Annotated in this window: 19 protein-coding genes; 11 read left to right on the forward strand and 8 right to left on the reverse strand. The window is 72.7% G+C overall.

The window, feature by feature from the left end:
* Window position 1 precedes the first annotated feature (1 nt).
* The 5 genes from BMY89_RS17805 to BMY89_RS17825 are packed head-to-tail and all read right to left on the reverse strand — an operon-like array spanning window position 2 to window position 4044.
* Window positions 2-1348 carry a sensor histidine kinase gene (locus tag BMY89_RS17805; RefSeq protein WP_092381115.1) on the reverse strand — a complete coding sequence of 449 codons (1347 nt, stop codon included), beginning with the start codon at window positions 1346-1348 and terminating at the stop codon, window positions 2-4.
* Complete coding sequence (locus BMY89_RS17810; protein WP_372433323.1) at window positions 1345-2367, reverse strand: SpoIIE family protein phosphatase; 1023 nt, start codon at window positions 2365-2367, stop codon at window positions 1345-1347. The genes BMY89_RS17805 and BMY89_RS17810 overlap by 4 nt, the downstream gene beginning before the upstream one ends.
* Window positions 2355-2774 (reverse strand): ATP-binding protein, encoded by a 420-nt coding sequence (locus BMY89_RS17815; RefSeq protein ID WP_092381116.1) that lies wholly within the window; start codon window positions 2772-2774, stop codon window positions 2355-2357. The genes BMY89_RS17810 and BMY89_RS17815 overlap by 13 nt, the downstream gene beginning before the upstream one ends.
* The gene (locus BMY89_RS17820; protein ID WP_092381117.1) at window positions 2771-3184 is read right to left on the reverse strand and encodes an STAS domain-containing protein; all 414 of its coding nucleotides are present in this window, start codon (window positions 3182-3184) and stop codon (window positions 2771-2773) included. The genes BMY89_RS17815 and BMY89_RS17820 overlap by 4 nt, the downstream gene beginning before the upstream one ends.
* Entirely contained in the window at window positions 3184-4044 is an 861-nt protein-coding gene (locus BMY89_RS17825) for an STAS domain-containing protein (protein WP_092381118.1), read from the reverse strand. The genes BMY89_RS17820 and BMY89_RS17825 overlap by 1 nt, the downstream gene beginning before the upstream one ends.
* 164 nt (window positions 4045-4208) lie before the next feature.
* Here BMY89_RS17825 and BMY89_RS17830 point away from each other — a divergent pair, with 164 nt between their 5' ends.
* The gene (locus BMY89_RS17830; RefSeq protein ID WP_092381119.1) at window positions 4209-4565 is read left to right on the forward strand and encodes an STAS domain-containing protein; all 357 of its coding nucleotides are present in this window, start codon (window positions 4209-4211) and stop codon (window positions 4563-4565) included.
* A 10-nt stretch (window positions 4566-4575) separates the two neighbouring features.
* Here BMY89_RS17830 and BMY89_RS17835 read toward each other — a convergent pair whose 3' ends face one another.
* A complete protein-coding gene (locus BMY89_RS17835) occupies window positions 4576-5865 on the reverse strand; it encodes an MFS transporter (protein ID WP_092381120.1) in 1290 nt (429 codons plus the stop codon).
* Between the two features lie 50 nt (window positions 5866-5915).
* Between BMY89_RS17835 and BMY89_RS17840 the strand changes: the two genes are divergently transcribed.
* The 4 genes from BMY89_RS17840 (at window position 5916) to BMY89_RS17855 (ending at window position 7967) form a co-directional block, all read left to right on the forward strand.
* A complete protein-coding gene (locus BMY89_RS17840; protein ID WP_092381121.1) occupies window positions 5916-6599 on the forward strand; it encodes a FadR/GntR family transcriptional regulator in 684 nt (227 codons plus the stop codon).
* Between the two features lie 38 nt (window positions 6600-6637).
* Complete coding sequence (mscL, locus tag BMY89_RS17845) at window positions 6638-7099, forward strand: large conductance mechanosensitive channel protein MscL (RefSeq protein ID WP_092381122.1); 462 nt, start codon at window positions 6638-6640, stop codon at window positions 7097-7099.
* Window positions 7100-7180: 81 nt separating this feature from the next.
* Window positions 7181-7432: a hypothetical protein gene (locus BMY89_RS17850; protein ID WP_092381123.1), complete on the forward strand. Its 252-nt coding sequence runs from the start codon at window positions 7181-7183 to the stop codon at window positions 7430-7432.
* 175 nt (window positions 7433-7607) lie between these two features.
* On the forward strand, window positions 7608-7967 hold the full coding sequence (locus tag BMY89_RS17855) for a hypothetical protein (RefSeq protein WP_170147714.1): 360 nt from the start codon (window positions 7608-7610) through the stop codon (window positions 7965-7967).
* On the opposite strand, the gene BMY89_RS17860 is transcribed toward BMY89_RS17855, so the two are convergent.
* Window positions 7968-9116, reverse strand: coding sequence for a benzoate/H(+) symporter BenE family transporter (locus BMY89_RS17860; protein WP_092381125.1), 1149 nt, complete (start codon window positions 9114-9116; stop codon window positions 7968-7970).
* 173 nt (window positions 9117-9289) lie between these two features.
* On the opposite strand from BMY89_RS17860, the gene BMY89_RS17865 reads away from it, so the two are divergent.
* Window positions 9290-9802 (forward strand): helix-turn-helix domain-containing protein, encoded by a 513-nt coding sequence (locus BMY89_RS17865; protein ID WP_092381126.1) that lies wholly within the window; start codon window positions 9290-9292, stop codon window positions 9800-9802.
* Between the two features lie 95 nt (window positions 9803-9897).
* On the opposite strand, the gene BMY89_RS30970 is transcribed toward BMY89_RS17865, so the two are convergent.
* Window positions 9898-11157, reverse strand: a complete 1260-nt coding sequence (locus BMY89_RS30970; RefSeq protein WP_232521396.1) for a response regulator transcription factor — start codon at window positions 11155-11157, stop codon at window positions 9898-9900.
* Between the two features lie 63 nt (window positions 11158-11220).
* On the opposite strand from BMY89_RS30970, the gene BMY89_RS17885 reads away from it, so the two are divergent.
* The 5 genes from BMY89_RS17885 (at window position 11221) to BMY89_RS17905 (ending at window position 15100) form a co-directional block, all read left to right on the forward strand.
* Window positions 11221-11940, forward strand: a complete 720-nt coding sequence (locus BMY89_RS17885; RefSeq protein WP_092381127.1) for a PP2C family protein-serine/threonine phosphatase — start codon at window positions 11221-11223, stop codon at window positions 11938-11940.
* A 72-nt stretch (window positions 11941-12012) separates the two neighbouring features.
* The gene (locus tag BMY89_RS17890) at window positions 12013-12351 is read left to right on the forward strand and encodes a PadR family transcriptional regulator (RefSeq protein WP_092381128.1); all 339 of its coding nucleotides are present in this window, start codon (window positions 12013-12015) and stop codon (window positions 12349-12351) included.
* Window positions 12348-13166: an ATP-binding cassette domain-containing protein gene (locus BMY89_RS17895; protein WP_092381129.1), complete on the forward strand. Its 819-nt coding sequence runs from the start codon at window positions 12348-12350 to the stop codon at window positions 13164-13166. Before BMY89_RS17890 ends, BMY89_RS17895 begins: the two co-directional genes overlap by 4 nt.
* Window positions 13163-13855: a hypothetical protein gene (locus tag BMY89_RS17900; protein ID WP_092381130.1), complete on the forward strand. Its 693-nt coding sequence runs from the start codon at window positions 13163-13165 to the stop codon at window positions 13853-13855. The genes BMY89_RS17895 and BMY89_RS17900 overlap by 4 nt, the downstream gene beginning before the upstream one ends.
* Before the next feature lie 39 nt (window positions 13856-13894).
* A complete protein-coding gene (locus BMY89_RS17905; RefSeq protein ID WP_372433322.1) occupies window positions 13895-15100 on the forward strand; it encodes a hypothetical protein in 1206 nt (401 codons plus the stop codon).
* Window positions 15101-15148 lie beyond the last annotated feature (48 nt).

The following is a 15148-nucleotide window of genomic DNA, read 5'->3' on the forward strand; positions in this document are numbered from 1 at the left end:
GTCACGCCCCGTCCGCCGGCAGCCAGACCGTGAAGGTACTGCCCCGACCCGGCTCGCTGACCAGTTCGAGGGTGCCGCCGAGCAGGGTCACCAGCCGCCGGGCGTACGGCAGGCCGAGCCCGGTGCCGCCGACCCGGGACGGACCGGGTGCCTGGTAGAACTCCTCGAACACCCGGTCCTGCAGCTCCGGCGGGATGCCCGGTCCGGTGTCGGAGACGGAGAGCCGCCAGCGGTCGCCGTGCTGCTCGGCCCGCAACCGGACCTCGCCCCGGTTGGTGAACTTCAGGCCGTTGTGCAGCAGGTTGCGCAGCACCTGGGCGAGCAGCACCTCGTCGGTGCGCAGCGTGGTCGCCGTGGCCGGCTCCTCCACCACCAACTCGACCTCTCCGGCGGCCGGCAGCGCTCGGAGCGTGCCGCGCAACTGGCCGAAGAGGGCCCGCAGGTCCACCTCGGCCCAGTCCGGCTCGATCCGGCCCGACTCGGCCTTGGCCAGGTCGAGCAGCTCGTTGACCAGCGTGAGCAGGTCCGACGCCGAGGAGCGGATCAGGCCGACCTGGCGTTCCTGCTCGGTGGTGAGCGGGTCGGACGCTGAGTCGCCCAGCAGCCGGGCCAGCCCGATGACCGCGGTCACCGGTGCCCGCAGCTCGTGGCTGACGTTGGCCAGGAAGCGGGTCTTGGACTCGCTCGCCGCGCGCAGCTGCGCCGACTTCTCGTCCAGCTCCGCGTAGAGGGCCACCACACCCCGGTTGGTCGCCTCCAGCTCCTCGGTGAGCTGGTGGTAGAGCGCCATCACCCCGTGGTTGGTCTGCTCCAGCTCCTCGTTGAGCCGGGCCAGCTCGTCGCGCTGGCTGCGTACCTCGTCGAGGGCGTGGATGAGCTGCGAATTCTGCGTGGCCAGCTCCTCCTCGACGGTGCCCGGCGCGCTCTCGCCGAGTTGGGCGCGCAGCTCGGCGAGGCGCTCAGGGGTGAGCGCCCGGGCGGTGGCCGGGACACGTCGTGACATCCGCACGACCGTATCTCCCCGCACCGTCAGTACGCTCAATGTGTCCACCAGGCGCGCCACCGCGCCGGACTCCGGCTCGTACCGCCCGGCCGGCAGGGGCGCCACCGGCACCAGGTCGACGTGCAGGTGACAGCGAGCGTCCGCGGTTTCCGCGACAGCGAAGAGAACATCAGCGCCGCCGACGGCGCGGAGCAGGTCCCGGGCGACCTCGCTCAACGCGGTGGCGATCCGGACCTGGTCCTGGTGCTCCAGTCCGACTGCGGCGGCGACCTCGCGGCCACGCTGACGGACGACGAAAATGTCCTGCTCCACCCGCAGCGCCATCTGCAACAGCGGCGTGCTCATGCCCAGGACCTTGCCACCAGCACCCCGGCGTCGTCGCGCCGGATGCCGGCGTCGCGCATCAGCGTGGCGGCCACCACCAGCGGCGACCGCCCGGTGAGGCCGGGATAGTCGGCCAACTGCCACCGGTCGACCACTCCGTCGGTGTGCATGACCAGCAGGCTGCCGGCCTCGAACGGGTATTCGTACTGCCGGATCGTCGGTCGCTGGTGTCCGGCGATGCCGGGCAGCGAGACCAGCCCACGGCGGCGACCGTCACCGGTGGCCACGGAACCGCTGATGTTGCCCAGCCCGGCGTACCGCAGCACCCCGGCCGTCGGATCCAGCTCGGCCACGGCGAGGGCCGCGCCCCGGGTGTGCGACATCGCCCGGTGCAGGTGGCCGACCACCTCGGCGGGGGAGACCGCCGGGGCGTCCCGGAACGCGGTGAGCGCGGCGTCGGTGGCCGCGGTGGCCAACGGTCCGTGGCCCAGACCGTCGCTGACCAGTACCTGGCGGCGGTCGCCGACGATCCGGGCGGCGTGACCGTCCCCGCTGACCGTCTCCCCGCTCAGTGGACGGGTCAGCCCGCCGACCCAGGGAATCCCGGTTTCTGCCGCGGCGAAGACCCGGACGACGATGACCGTGCCACGGTCCGGCCGGGAGTACGCGTCGAACCAGCTGGCCTGCCGGACGATGGCGCCGAGGCCGATGCCGAGGGTGCCGGTGGTGGAGTGCCCGTCACGGGCGGAATCGGTGAGGTCGACCATGCCGGGCCCGTTGTCGATCGCGATCATCTCCACGCCGGCGTCCGACTCGCGTCGAACCGGGCGGAGCAGCAGCACACCGTCCTCGGCGTGTTTGATCAGGTTGCTGGTCAGCTCGGCGGCGACGATCGCCAGGTCGGCGATCCGGCCGGTGGGCAGTCCCAACTGGTCGCCCAGCCGCTCGGCGGCCCGCCGCACGGCGCTGCCGGTGCTGCCGTTCTCCACCCGGAACCAGCTGCCCCGGTCGGTTACCGGCTCGGTGGTCACCGGGACCACTTGATGACCGTGATCCGGGTGCCCTGGCCGGGTGCGGTCTGGATGTCGAACTCGTCCACCAGCCGCCGGGCACCGCTGAGGCCGAGGCCGAGGCCGCCGCCGGTGGTGTAACCGTCGGTCAGCGCGAGGTCCAGGTCGACGATGCCGGGACCGGAGTCGGCGAAGACGATCTTGATGCCGGGCTTGCGGCCATTGTCGACGGCGGTCACCTCGACGGTGCCGCCACCGCCGTAGACCAGGGTGTTGCGGGCGAGTTCGCTGGCCGCGGTGACCACCTTGGTCTGGTCCACGAGGGAGAGCTTGACCGCCACCGCCACCGTACGCACCAACTGGCGGACGCGTACCACGTCCTCGTCGCTGCCGACCGTCTGGGCCTGGGGACGACCCAGGTCGACCCCGCTCGTCATGGCAACGCCAACGGCTCGGTGTCCGGCCCGCCCTCGAACTCGTACTGGTCGTCGTGGACCCGGTCGACCGCGATCAGCTCCATGCCCCGCTCGACGTTCAGCGCGGTGCGGATGCCGTTGAGCGACAGCCCCAGCTCGACCAGCGTGATGGCGACCGCCGGACGCATCCCGACGACCACCGTCTCCGCGTCGAGCACCTTGGAGATCGAGGCGATGGTGGAGAGCATCCGCCCGACGAAGGAGTCGACGATGTCCAGCGCGGTGATATCGATGATCACGCCGTGGCAGCCGGTCGCGACGATCCGCTCGGCCAGGTCCTCCTGGAGCGCGACCGCCGTCTGATCGGACATGTCGAGCTGGATGGAGACCAGCAGAATGTCGCCGATCTTGAGGATCGGCACCCGTTCCATCACGCCTCCCGGCGCGGCTGGCGGCGGGAGGTCTCGACGCCGGTGAGCCGCAACACGTGCCGCAGCGCGTCGGCGAGACTGGCCTTGGTGGCGATGTCACCGAACTCGATGCCGAGCGCGACGATGGTCTGGGCGATCTGCGGCCGGATGCCGGAGATGATGCAGTCGGCGCCCATCAGCCGCGCGGCCACCACGGTCTTCAGGATGTGTTGGGCGACCTGGGTGTCCACCGCCGGCACGCCGGTGATGTCGATGATCGCGTACGGCGAGCCGGTGTCGACCAGGGTCTGCAGCAGCCGCTCCATCACCACCTGGGCACGGGCCGAGTCGAGCGTGCCGACCAGCGGCACCGCCACGACGCCCTCCCAGAGCTTGACCACCGGGGTGGAGAGCTCCAGCAGCTGCTCGGCCTGGTCCGCGATCAGGCTCTCCCGGGTGCGGACGAAGCTCTCGAAGGTGAACAGGCCCATCTGGTCGACCAGTCCGGAGAACGCGACGTAGTCGCGCAGCGTCCCGACGCTCTGGTCGGCCTCCAACTCGGCGAGCAACGCGTCCTTGAGCCCGAAGATGCTGCTGGCCGTCTCGGTGGCGGAGAAGCCCTGCCGGGCCTGCCCACGGGACAGCTCGGCGAGCACGGCGCGCAGCTCGGTGGCCTCCTCGGCGGTCAGGTCGGCGGCGCCCTTGCCGAGCGCGTCGGTCAGCGCGCGGTGCAGTTCCTGCACCTGCCGGACCAGCTCGGCCTGGCTGAGCCGGCCGCGCAGCTGCCCCGCCATGACCTCGGTCCACCGCTGGGTAACCTGCGTGGCCCGGCTGGTCAGCAGTTCAGCCAACCGGCTGCTCTCGTCAGCGCTCAGCGCCATGGCAATACCCCCTAGACCTGGACCGGCCGGACTCTATCACCGGAGACCCATCAACTACTTGCTGCAGGGCAAGGGAATGACGGGCGACACCTGATCCTGCTCCCGTTCTGCGTATCGTCCCCCGCGTGGGATACCGTTCCACCGATAAACAGGAGGTCTGGCGAATGTCCTTGACGGTACACACGGAACAGCGCGGTGACGTGGTCGTCGTGTCGGTCGCAGGCGAGCTGGACATGGCCACCGCGCCGCAGTTGCAGGACCAGATCACCGACCTGCTCGACAAGGGGCGCAGCCGCCTTGTGTTCGACCTGGCGAACGTCTCGTTCTGCGACTCCACCGGTCTGTCGGTGTTCGTTCGCGCCAAGAACAGCTGCGACGAGGCCGGCGGAGTGGTCCGGCTGGCCGCCCCGCAGCGTGGGGTGCTGCGCATCCTGGAGGTGAGCGGCCTGGTCGAGGTGCTGCACACCTATCCGACCGTCGATCAGGCGGTCGCCGGCGATCCCACGCCGGCCTCGTCCTGAGCACACCGGCTCACCGCTCGTCCTCGATGTAGCGGGGACGGGCGATCAGCACGCCCGCGCTGGTCTGCACCATGAGCGCGACCAGCAGGAAGCCGATCGGTGCGGTCCATCCCCCGGTGGCACCGTAGAAGATCCCGACCAGCAGCGGCCCCAGGGCCGCGATGAGATACCCCGTGCTCTGCGCGAAGGCCGACAGCGCCACTGTCCCGTCGGCGGTGCGCGCCCGCAGCCCGATGGTGGTCAGGATGAGCGGGAACGCGCCCTGCCCGAACGCCAGCAGCACCACCCACAGCACCGCCCCGTCCCGAGGCGCGAACGCCAGGCCCAGGTAGGCCAGGCTGGAGGCGGCGGTCAGCGCGAAGATCAGCGGACGCAGGGTGCCCAGCCGTCCGGCCAGCGCCGGCATCAGCAGCGCGATGGGCACCCCGAGCGCGGTCACCCCGGCGAGCAGCAACCCCGCGTCCTGCGGGCGGAAACCCGCGTCCCGGAACAACTGGGCCAACCAGCCCATGATCGCGTACCCGCTCAGCGACTGCGCCCCGAAGTAGACCGCCATCGCCCAGCCCAGTCGGGTGCGTCCCGGGCGGATGCCCGGCCGGGACCTGGCGTCACCCCGCGTCGCCCGCCGCGCGGTGCTACGGCTGCGCAGCGCGGCCGGCAGCCATGGGAGTACGGCCACCGCGGCCAGCCCCGCCCAGACGCCCAGCCCGGCCCGCCAGGAACCGAAGGCGTGCGCCACCGGCACCGCCGAGGCGGCGGCCACCGTCGCGCCCAGGGTCATCGTCATCACGTACGCCCCGGTGACCAGCCCGGTGCGGTGTGGGAAGTGCTGCTTGACGAGCATCGGCAGGAGGATGTTCGCCACCGCGATCCCGGCGAGCGCGAGCGCGCTGGTCAGCAGGAACATTGCGGCGGAGCCGGTGACCGCGCGCAACACCTGCCCGACGGTGAGGGCCAGCATCGCCAGCACCAGCAGCCGGGCCGGGGAGAACCGGCGGACCAGCCACGGGGTGGTCGCGCCCAGCCCGGCGAACGCGATCGCGGGCAGGGTGGTGACGAAGCCGGCCATCGCACCGGAGAGGGCCAGCCCGACCCGCACCTCGTCGAGCAGCGCGCCGAGGCTGGTCATCGCGGCCCGCAGGTTGAGTGCCACCAGCAGCATCCCGGCGAGCACCAGCAGTCCGCCGGTGGCGCGCGACGGTCCGGCGGCAGCGCCGGGCGGTTCGGCGGCCCGGGGCGGTTCTGCGGGTACGGCGTCGCCGGCGGTCGGGACGGGGGTGCCGGCGGGTGGCGGGGTCATGACCTCGAACCTACAATCATGGGATGAATTCGAGCGAGCAGGTGTAACCAGTGCCACCACCGGTTGATTCCGCCACCGTCCCGCCCCGAGGCCGCCGGGTGCGGGAGACGATCGCCCAGCTCCGCCAGCGGATCATGGACGGCGAGTGGCCGGTGGGCGGCCGGATCCCGACCGAGCCCCGACTGGTCGAGGCGCTCGGCGTCGGGCGCAACACCGTGCGCGAGGCCGTCCGGGCCCTGGCCCACGCCGGGGTGCTCGAATGCCGGCAGGGCTCCGGGACCTACGTGCTCTCCACCGACGAGCTCGCCCCGGTGGTGGCCCGCCGGCTCACCGACGACCGGATGACCGAGGTGATCGAGGTACGGCGCGCCTTCGAGGTGGAGGCCGCACGACTCGCCGCTCGCCGGCGTACCCCCGGGGACCTGGCCGCCCTCGACGATGCGCTGGCCGCCCGCGAGGCGGCCTGGCGCGGCGGCCGGGTCACCGAGTTCGTGGAGGCCGACGCCGCGCTGCACACCGCGGTGGTCGCGGCGGCGCACAACGCCATGCTCGCCGAGCTGTACGCCTCGGTCGGCGCCGCGATGCGCAGCACCGTCGCCCACGCCATGGGTGGTGAGCTGACCCCGGACCGCCACGTCGACCACGCCCGACTGGTGGCGGCGATCCGGGCCGGCGACCCCGAACTGGCCGCCCGGGAAGCCGGCGCTTTTCTGGAGCCCCCGCCCGGGGCATAGGTTGTCCCCGACGGAAACGGGACACCTCGGGAGTACGGATGCTCAAGGGCTTCAAAGACTTCATCATGCGCGGCAACGTCGTCGACCTCGCGGTCGGCATCGTCATCGGCGCCGCGTTCACCGGCCTGGTCACCGCGTTCACCAGCTCGTTCCTCCAGCCGGTCATCAACCTGATCGGCCCGGGCCCCGCGGGCGACGGAGCCCAGTTCAGTCTGGGCACCGAAAACCCTGTCACCTGGGGAGTCTTCATCAATGCGGTGATCACTTTCCTGCTCACCGCGGCCGCGCTGTACTTCCTGGTGGTCTACCCGATGAACCGGCTGGCGGAGCGCCGCCGACGGGGCGAGGAGCCGCCGCCGGCCGCGCCGAGCGAGGAGATCAAGCTGCTCACCGAGATCCGGGACGCCCTCGTCGCCAGCGGCCGCACCACCCCGGCCCAGCAGCGCGGCGCGCTGGACGACGTGCTCGGCCGGCGGGAGGAACCGCCCACCGGGCGCTGAACCACTCAGCTGCACATCGGCCCCTGCGGGAATCCCGCAGGGGCCGTCTCGTGTCGAACACATGTTCGATAGAGTCCCGCCATGGAGCAGCGAAAGCACTGGTGGAACGGGAAATGGGGGCGACTGGCCCGGCGGGACGTCTTCCTCCGGGCGGACGCCGACCGGTGGTACGTCGAGCAGCGAGCCGGCGGTGCCGAGGGGGTCTCCCGCTTCTACGAGTACGACACCGTCGACGACGCCGAGGAGACGGTGCGCGCGCTGCTCCAGGGCACCGACACCTGGCGCGAACTCTCCCCCCGCCCCCCATCCGGCTGGACCCCCACCTCCCCCTGACCCCCTCCCCCTCCCCTCCTCCGCCCGCGTTGACCAAGAGGTTCGGGTCAAGTTCAGCCCCAGTTCCAGACGCAAACCTCTTGATCAACGCTTCGGTGCCGGCCGGGGCGGCGCGGCCGGGTGGCGTTTAGCGGACGCGGGGGGCGGGAACCGCGCAAACATGGAGCAGCAGGGCATCGATCAGCAGACGACCGTCGCACGGGTCACCACCGGCATGCGGGTGGTCGACTCGGCCGGCATCGACGTGGGCACGGTGGACCTCGTCCAGCGCGGTGACCCCAACGCGGTGACCGTGCAGGCACCCACCACCGACCCCGGCAGCAGCCTGGACGAACTGATCGAATCCGCGACCGTCCAGGAGCCCGACGTGCCGGCGGACCTGGCCGCCCGGCTGCTGCGTACCGGCTATCTGAAGGTCTCCAGCGGCCTGGTCCCCACCGGCGCGGTCTACGTCCTGGCCGACCAGATCGCCACCGTCACCCCCACCGAGGTCCACCTCAACACCCTCGCCACCGCCCTACCCCCCGAAGACTGATCACGGGGCGGCGTTGGGCCTGGGGAAGAGCAGGAGCATCAGGCAGCCGGCCACCAGGCCCCAGAACGCGGCCAGCGACACCCCGGAGGCGGTGATCACCAGGGTGACCACCGCAGCCTCCCGGGTCGACGCGTCGGCCAGCGCCGAGGTCAACGCGGTGGCCAGCGCACCGATCAGGGCCAGCCCGGCCACCGCCTCGACCAGCACCGGCGGCGCCCAACCGGCCAGCGTGGTGGCCGCTCCGGCACCCAGCCCGAGCAGGGCCAGCCCGACCCCGGCGGTCACCGAGGCGATCCAGCGCCGGTCCGGGTCCGGGTGTGCGTCGGGGCCGGCCGCCAGCGCGGCCGTGATGGCTGCCAGGTTGACCGCGTGCCCGCCCGCCGGCGCCGCCGCCACGCTGGCCAGCCCGGTGGTACGCAGCACCGAGCCGAGCGGCGGCCGGTAGCCGTAGCCGACCAGCACGGCGGTGCCGGGCACGTTCTGCGCCGCCATGGTCACCAGGAACAGCGGCAATGCCATCCCGACCAGCGCCGGCAGGCTCAACTGCGGCGCGGTCAGTTCGATCACCGGGCGCATTCCACCGCCGCCTCCACCGCCGGAACTGGTCAGCGCGATCGCCCCCGCCGCCGCCACCAACGCTCCGGGGACCGCCCACCGGCGGGCGAACCGGTGCAGCAGCAACCAGCAGAGCAGCACCGGGACGGCCAGCCGGGGCACTTCGACGAGCGCCCGGACCGGTGCGGTACACAGCGGCAGCAGCACCCCGGCGAGCATCGCCCCGGCGACCGGCTTGGGGATCGCCGCCACGGCCCGACCCAACGTCGGCAACAGCCCGGTTGCCACGATGAGCAGCCCCGAGACGAGGAACGCGCCGACCGCGACCGGCCAGCCGCCGGAGACCGGGCCGGTCGCGACCAGCAGCGCTGCCCCGGGCGTGGACCAGGCGATGCTCAGGGGTAGCCGGTGCCGCAGGCCCAGCCAGACGGCGCAGAGGCCGGCGACGACACTGAGAACGAGCAGGCCGGAGGCGGCCTGCGTCGCGGAGGCACCGACCGCGCGTAGCCCGGCCAGCACCACGGTGAACGAACTGGCGAAGCCGACCAGCGCGGTCACCACGCCCGCCAGCACCGGCTGCAACCGTCCCGCCATGCCCCACCCCCCACGCGTTCCGTTTACGGAACGGTCGCGTGTTGCACCATAGCGGTGTGCCGAAGTCACCACCAGATCCCCCAGCACCAGATCCGCCGCCGGCAGACCACCCGCCGGCCGAGCCCGCGCACGCCGAAACCACGACTCAGGTCGCCGGCACCGAGGCGGACCCGGTGACGGTCGGACGGCAGGTCCGTGCTCTGCGTGAGGCCCGCGGGATCTCCCTGTCCGCGCTGGCCCGGCGGGCGGGCGTGGGCAAGGCGACGCTCTCCGGACTGGAGAACGGCACCCGCAATCCCACCCTGGAGACGCTGTACGCGATCACCGCGCAACTGGGCGTACCGCTGACGGCCGTGCTCGCCGGGGCGGCGGCCACGCCGACCGTGCGGGGCGCGGCGGTCAGCGCCGTCCTGCTGGAGGTGTTCAACGACGCGGACGCCACGTACGAGCTGTACCGGATGCGGGTCGCACCCGGCCCTGGTCAACTCTCCCCCGCACACCAGTCCGGGGTCACCGAGCATGTGACGGTCTTCGCCGGGGTGCTGTGCGCGGGGCCGGCCGACGCGCCGCTGACCGCCGGTGCCGGCGGGCACCTGCGCTGGAACTCCGACGTGCCGCACGTGTACGCCGCGATCAGCGACGAGGAGGTGGCCGCCACCCTGCTCCTGCGCTACCCCCGCAGGTAAGGAAGGGCCCCCTGTTAACGCCTGGTGTAGGTAAAGGGCCCCCTCCTAACACTCTGGTGCCCCGTCGTCGACCTTCAACGGGGCAGGGCCCGACGTCAGCCGTCGACCGGTGCCGGCGCGGCCGGCCGCTGCCGTACCGCCCAGAGCGCCACCTCGGTACGCGAGGCCGAACCGGTCTTGCGCAGCAGGTTGGACACGTGCACGGTGACCGTCCGCACCGAGATGCCGAGGGCCCGCGCCACCTGCTTGTTGGACATCCCGGCGACCAGGCATTCGAGCACTTCGACCTCCCGACCGGTCAGTCCGGGCGGGACCGCGGGCAGGCCGCCGACCGGAGGCGGGGCGTTGAGCGGGGACGGTCCACCGCCCGGGGGCGCGAAGATTGACGGAGGCGGGGACACCGGTGCGGACGCAGATCGGGGCGCCGGTGGGGACAGCGGGAACGCAGGCCGGGACTCGGACGGGGACGGGGACGACGGCGCGGACCGGGACGGGGACGGGGACGACGGCGCGGACGGGGACGGCACGGGCGAGGAGGACGGCACGGGCGGGGCGGAGGGCACGGGCGGGGCGGAGGGCGGGGACGGCGGGTCGAGCAGCGTCTCCGGGTCCTGGCCGGCGTGCGCGGCGAGCAGTTCGGTGAGCGCGTACGGGTTGCCGCCGGTGTGCTGCCAGACCTGCTGCACCAGCCGGGCGGCGAGGGTATGGCCGGCGTACACCTGGGTCAGCACCTCGGCGACCTCGGCGGGCCGTAGCGGCCCGAGGTGCTGGCGCACCACGCCGCGTACCCCGCAGAGGCGGGCCAGGGTGCGGCCCGCGAGTTCGGGTGCGACCGCGTGCGCGGCGGGCCTGGTCGCCACCACCAGCAGGGCCGGGAGCCCGGCGGCGGTGGCCAGTTCGCCGACCAGGTTGAGGCTGGCCGGGTCGAGGGCGTGCAGATCCTCCACGACGAGCACCGCCGGGCCGGCGGCGACCAGCGCCCGCACGGTGTGTACGGCGAGGCGGAGCAGGGCACCGGGGGCGTACCGCTCGCGCGGCGCGGTGGGCTGTTGGGCGAGCCAGGCCAGCGCGTCGGCCGGCAGGTCGAGCCGGCTCGTGTCGCGCCCACTCAGCACGGCGGCCAACCAGTCGTACGGGGCGGGGCTGTGCACCCGGGCGGCGCCGCCGAGGACCACCTCCGGCCGTGGGGTGAAGCCGTCCAGCGCGGCGGCGACCAGCAGGCTCTTGCCCACCCCGGCGCCTCCGGTGACGACCGCGACGGCCGGTGAGCGGCGACGACCGAGGACCACGGTGGACCAGGCCCGGTCCAGCTCAGCCAGCTCACCGACCCGCCCGACCATGGACACCGGCAACATTCCTCAACCCTACGCAGTAGTGCGTAGAGACGCGGGAAGGGTCTTCTTGGCAAGCTTGACCCCATGACGCTGATCCTCCGCTCGGCCATTCTCAACGACATCGGTCTGGTCCGGACCAACAACGAGGACTCCGCCCTCGCGGGCGAGCGCCTCGTAGCGGTGGCCGACGGCATGGGTGGGCTGCCCGCCGGTGAGGTGGCCAGCGAGATCGTCATCCGGATCCTCGACGAGTTGGTACCGCCGACCGCGCCGGACGCCGCCGCCGAGGCGCTGCGCGCGGTGGTGAGCACGGCCAACAAGCGCATCCATGCCGCGATCGTCGCCGAACCCGCCCGCGACGGCATGGGTACGACGCTGACCGCGGCCCTGCTCGCCGGTGACACGCTGGTGCTGGCCCAGGTGGGTGACTCCCGCTGTTACCTGTTGCACGACGCCCAGCTGCGCCAGCTGACCCGGGACGACACCTTCGTGCAGGCGCTGGTCGACCAGGGCGCGCTCTCCCCCGAGCAGGCCCGTCACCACCCGCAGCGCTCGCTGGTGACCCGCGCCGTCCAGGGCGCGGACGCACCGCCGACCATGGGCATGGTGACCGTTGCCGCCGGTGACCGGCTGCTGCTCTGCAGCGACGGGCTCTCCGACTACGTGACCGGCGACGCGATCGCTGCCACGCTGGGGATGCACGCCGACCGCCAGCAGTGCGGCGAGCAGTTGGTCAAGCTCGCCCACCAGGCTGGCGCGCCGGACAACGTCACCGTCGTGATCTCCGACGTCGTCGAGGGCTGAGCCGGGCTCGTTCCGCTCCACCCCGCCGCTAGGTAGTTGTGCCATCTAGATAGCACCGCTAGGGTTCGCCGGGTGGATTCCGACCGTCGAGGGCAGTGGCTACGCGGGGTGCTCGACCTCTGCGTGCTCGCCCTGCTGCGCGACGGCGAGTCCTACGGCTACCAGCTCGCCCAGTCGCTCGACGACGCGGGCGTCGGGCCGATCCAGGGCGGCACGCTCTACCCGGTGCTGCTGCGGCTGCAACGCACCGGGCTGGTCACCGCGCAGTGGCGGGAGGGCGGGTCCGGTCCGGCCCGCAAGTACTACCGGCTCACCGACGACGGGCGGGCGGCGCTGCGGCACGGCGGCAACGCCTGGCTGGCGTTCGTGGCTCCGGTGACCGGCATCCTCACGAAGGGGGTCGAGGGGTGAACGCCGACGATTGGCTGCGGGCGTTCGCGGCCGAGCTGCACCAGCGCCGGGTGGCGGTCGACGCCGCCCGACACGTGGTCGCCGAGGCCGCCACGCATCTGCGTGACGGTGGGGGCGATCCGTGGCTGGTCTTCGGCCCGCCGCAGACGTACGCGGCCGCGATCGTGGAGAGCATCGGCACCACGCCCGGCCCACGCACCGGCCCCGTCCGGCTGCACGCCCGGGGCATCACCAAACGGTACGGGCGGCGTACGGTGCTGCGCGACGCGTCGCTGACCGTACGGGCCGGGCAGATCGCCGCGGTGGTCGGCGCGAACGGCTGCGGCAAGAGCACCTTCCTGCGGATCTGCGCCGGGCTGGTCTCGCCCGACGGCGGCGAGGTGACCGTCTCCGGCCGGCTCGGCTTCTGCCCGCAGCAGGGTGGCACGGCCGACTTCCTGCTGCCCGACGAGCATTTCGTGCTGGTCGGCGCCGGTCAGGGCGTGGCACGGGGACCTGCCCGGCGGGCCGGCCGGGCGGCCGCCCGGCAGCTCGGTTGGGACGCCGAGGGCGACGTGCTCGCGCGGCACCTCTCCGGCGGTACGCGGCAGAAGCTGAACCTCACCATGTCCACCCTCGCCGAGCCGGACGTGCTGCTGCTCGACGAGCCGTACCAGGGCTTCGACCAGGGCAGCTACGTCAATCTCTGGGACCAGCTGCTCCGGCTGCGCGACGAGGGGCGAGCCATCGTCGTGGTGACCCACCTGCTCAACCAGCTCGACCGGGTCGACGTGGTGCTCGACCTGACCTCCGCCCAGCAGGGAGGCCGATCGTGAACCGGCTGTTCACCGTGGCCGAGATGACGCTGCGGGAGCTGGCGCGCCGCCGGGGCGTACTCCTGCTCCTGCTGTTGATGCCGTTGACCTTCTGGCTGATCCGGCGGGACGCCTATGTCGGGCAGTCGATCCGGGCGCTGCTGCTCGGCATCAGCTGGGCGGTCAGCACCGCCGCGCTCTTCGCCACCAGCGCCGCCCGCGAGTTGGAACCGCGGCTCCGGCTCGCCGGCTACCGGCCGCACCACCTCTACATCGGCCGGATGCTCGGCCTGTGGGGGCTCGGGTTGGCGATCTCGGTGCCGTTCTTCCTGCTCACCGTCTTCGACGCGGCCAACCTGCGGTACGCCGGGATCGCGGTGGCGATGCTCTGCTGCGTGGCGGTGGCCGCGCCGTTCGGCATGCTGATCGGCGCTCTGCTGCCCCGGGAGCTGGAGGGCACCCTGCTGCTGCTCACCGTGGTGGCGATGCAGATGCTGCTCGATCCGGCCGACGCGGGGGCGAAACTGACCCCGTTCTGGTCCAGCCGGGAGATCGCCACCTGGGCGGTGGACCACACCGACGACGGCTACCTGACCCGGGGCATCATGCACGGGGTGGTGGTCACCGGGCTGCTGATCGTGACGGTGGCGGCCGTGTTCGCCGTCCGGCTGCGCCGCCGCCGGCACCTGCACCACGTACCGCTGGTCTGAGGGCTCGCGCTGGCGGCCCGCTGCTCCTAGCATCACGGGGTGCGCCTGAGACTCTCCACCGCCGTGGTCGCGCTCGGCGTCATGATCGCCGTGGCCGGCTGCAGCCCGTCGGTGCCGCGCGCTGATCCGCGCAGCGCCCAGCCGCCGGTGACCGACGCCGCCTCGCCGACGGCGGCCGGTCAGGAGCCGGGCGGGCAGGCCACTCCGCCGGCCCGGGTCGGCCTGGGCGCTCCCGGGGGCAGCGCCAGCCCGAGCCCGGCCGCCACCCGGCAGGTACCCGACACCGGCAATCCGGGTGGTCGGGTTTCCGTGCCGGCCGCGGCCAAGGCCGTCGACACGTCGAAGCCGACCCGCACCATCGGCGACGGCTCCCCGGCCAGTTGCACCTCCACCGCCGTGGTCCGCGCGGTCGCCGCCGGTGGGATCATCACCTTCGACTGTGGCCCCGATCCGCTGACCATCCGGATGGCGGCGACCGCCAAGGTGCGCAACGCCAACGGCCCGAAGGTGGTGCTCGACGGCGGCGGCCGGATCACCCTCAGCGGCCAGGGCAAGCGGCGCATCCTCTACATGAACACCTGCGACGCGTTGCAGGGCTGGACCACCTCGCACTGCAACGACCAGGACCACCCGCAGCTGACCGTGCAGAACCTCACCTTCGCCGACGGCGACGCCACCGGCCAGCGCACCGACGGCGGCGGTGGTGGGGCGATCTTCGTCCGGGGCGGTCGGCTCAAGGTGGTCAACTCACGCTTCGTCGACAACCGCTGCGACCGGACCGGACCGGACCTGGGCGGTGCCGCCATCCGGGTCCTCGACCAGCACGACGACCAGCCGGTGTACGTGGTCAACAGCACCTTCACCGGCGGCTCCTGCGCCAACGGCGGCGCGTTGAGCAGCATCGGCGTCTCCTGGGTGGTGCTCAACAGCGTGCTGCGGGACAACGAGGCGGTCGGCAACGGCGCCAACCCGGCCCGCTCCGGCACGCCCGGTGGCGGCAGCGGCGGCGCGATCTACTGCGACGGCGACACGTTCTCGGTACGCGTCGCAGGCACGGTCGTCGAGGACAACGACGCCAAGGAGGGCGGCGGCGCGATCTTCTTCGTCAGCAACGACCGCACCGGCACCCTGCGGATCGAGAACTCGACCCTGCGCCGCAACCCCAGCCACGGCTTCGAGACCTACCCCGGCATCTTCTACCTGGGCTCCGGCAAACCCACCTTCGCCGCCACCACCCCCCGCTGACCCGCGCCCCCTGCCGAGTTGATCAAGAAGTTTGCGTCACGCGCAGGG

This window comes from Micromonospora phaseoli, from assembly GCF_900109115.1.
In the GTDB taxonomy this organism is placed as follows: Bacteria; Actinomycetota; Actinomycetes; order Mycobacteriales; family Micromonosporaceae; genus Micromonospora; species Micromonospora phaseoli.

Excerpts from the sequence above, each read along its gene's own strand:
- BMY89_RS17815 (WP_092381116.1), bottom strand. The coding sequence starts at position 2,774 with ATGACGAGCGGGGTCGACCTGGGTCGTCCCCAGGCCCAGACGGTCGGC.
- BMY89_RS17820 (WP_092381117.1), bottom strand. The coding sequence starts at position 3,184 with ATGGAACGGGTGCCGATCCTCAAGATCGGCGACATTCTGCTGGTCTCC.
- mscL (WP_092381122.1), top strand. The coding sequence starts at position 6,638 with ATGCTCAAGGGCTTCAAAGACTTCATCATGCGCGGCAACGTCGTCGAC.
- BMY89_RS17805 (WP_092381115.1), bottom strand. The coding sequence starts at position 1,348 with ATGAGCACGCCGCTGTTGCAGATGGCGCTGCGGGTGGAGCAGGACATT.
- BMY89_RS17850 (WP_092381123.1), top strand. The coding sequence starts at position 7,181 with ATGGAGCAGCGAAAGCACTGGTGGAACGGGAAATGGGGGCGACTGGCC.
- BMY89_RS17835 (WP_092381120.1), bottom strand. The coding sequence starts at position 5,865 with ATGACCCCGCCACCCGCCGGCACCCCCGTCCCGACCGCCGGCGACGCC.
- BMY89_RS17885 (WP_092381127.1), top strand. The coding sequence starts at position 11,221 with ATGACGCTGATCCTCCGCTCGGCCATTCTCAACGACATCGGTCTGGTC.
- BMY89_RS17830 (WP_092381119.1), top strand. The coding sequence starts at position 4,209 with ATGTCCTTGACGGTACACACGGAACAGCGCGGTGACGTGGTCGTCGTG.
- BMY89_RS30970 (WP_232521396.1), bottom strand. The coding sequence starts at position 11,157 with ATGTTGCCGGTGTCCATGGTCGGGCGGGTCGGTGAGCTGGCTGAGCTG.
- BMY89_RS17860 (WP_092381125.1), bottom strand. The coding sequence starts at position 9,116 with ATGGCGGGACGGTTGCAGCCGGTGCTGGCGGGCGTGGTGACCGCGCTG.
- BMY89_RS17825 (WP_092381118.1), bottom strand. The coding sequence starts at position 4,044 with ATGGCGCTGAGCGCTGACGAGAGCAGCCGGTTGGCTGAACTGCTGACC.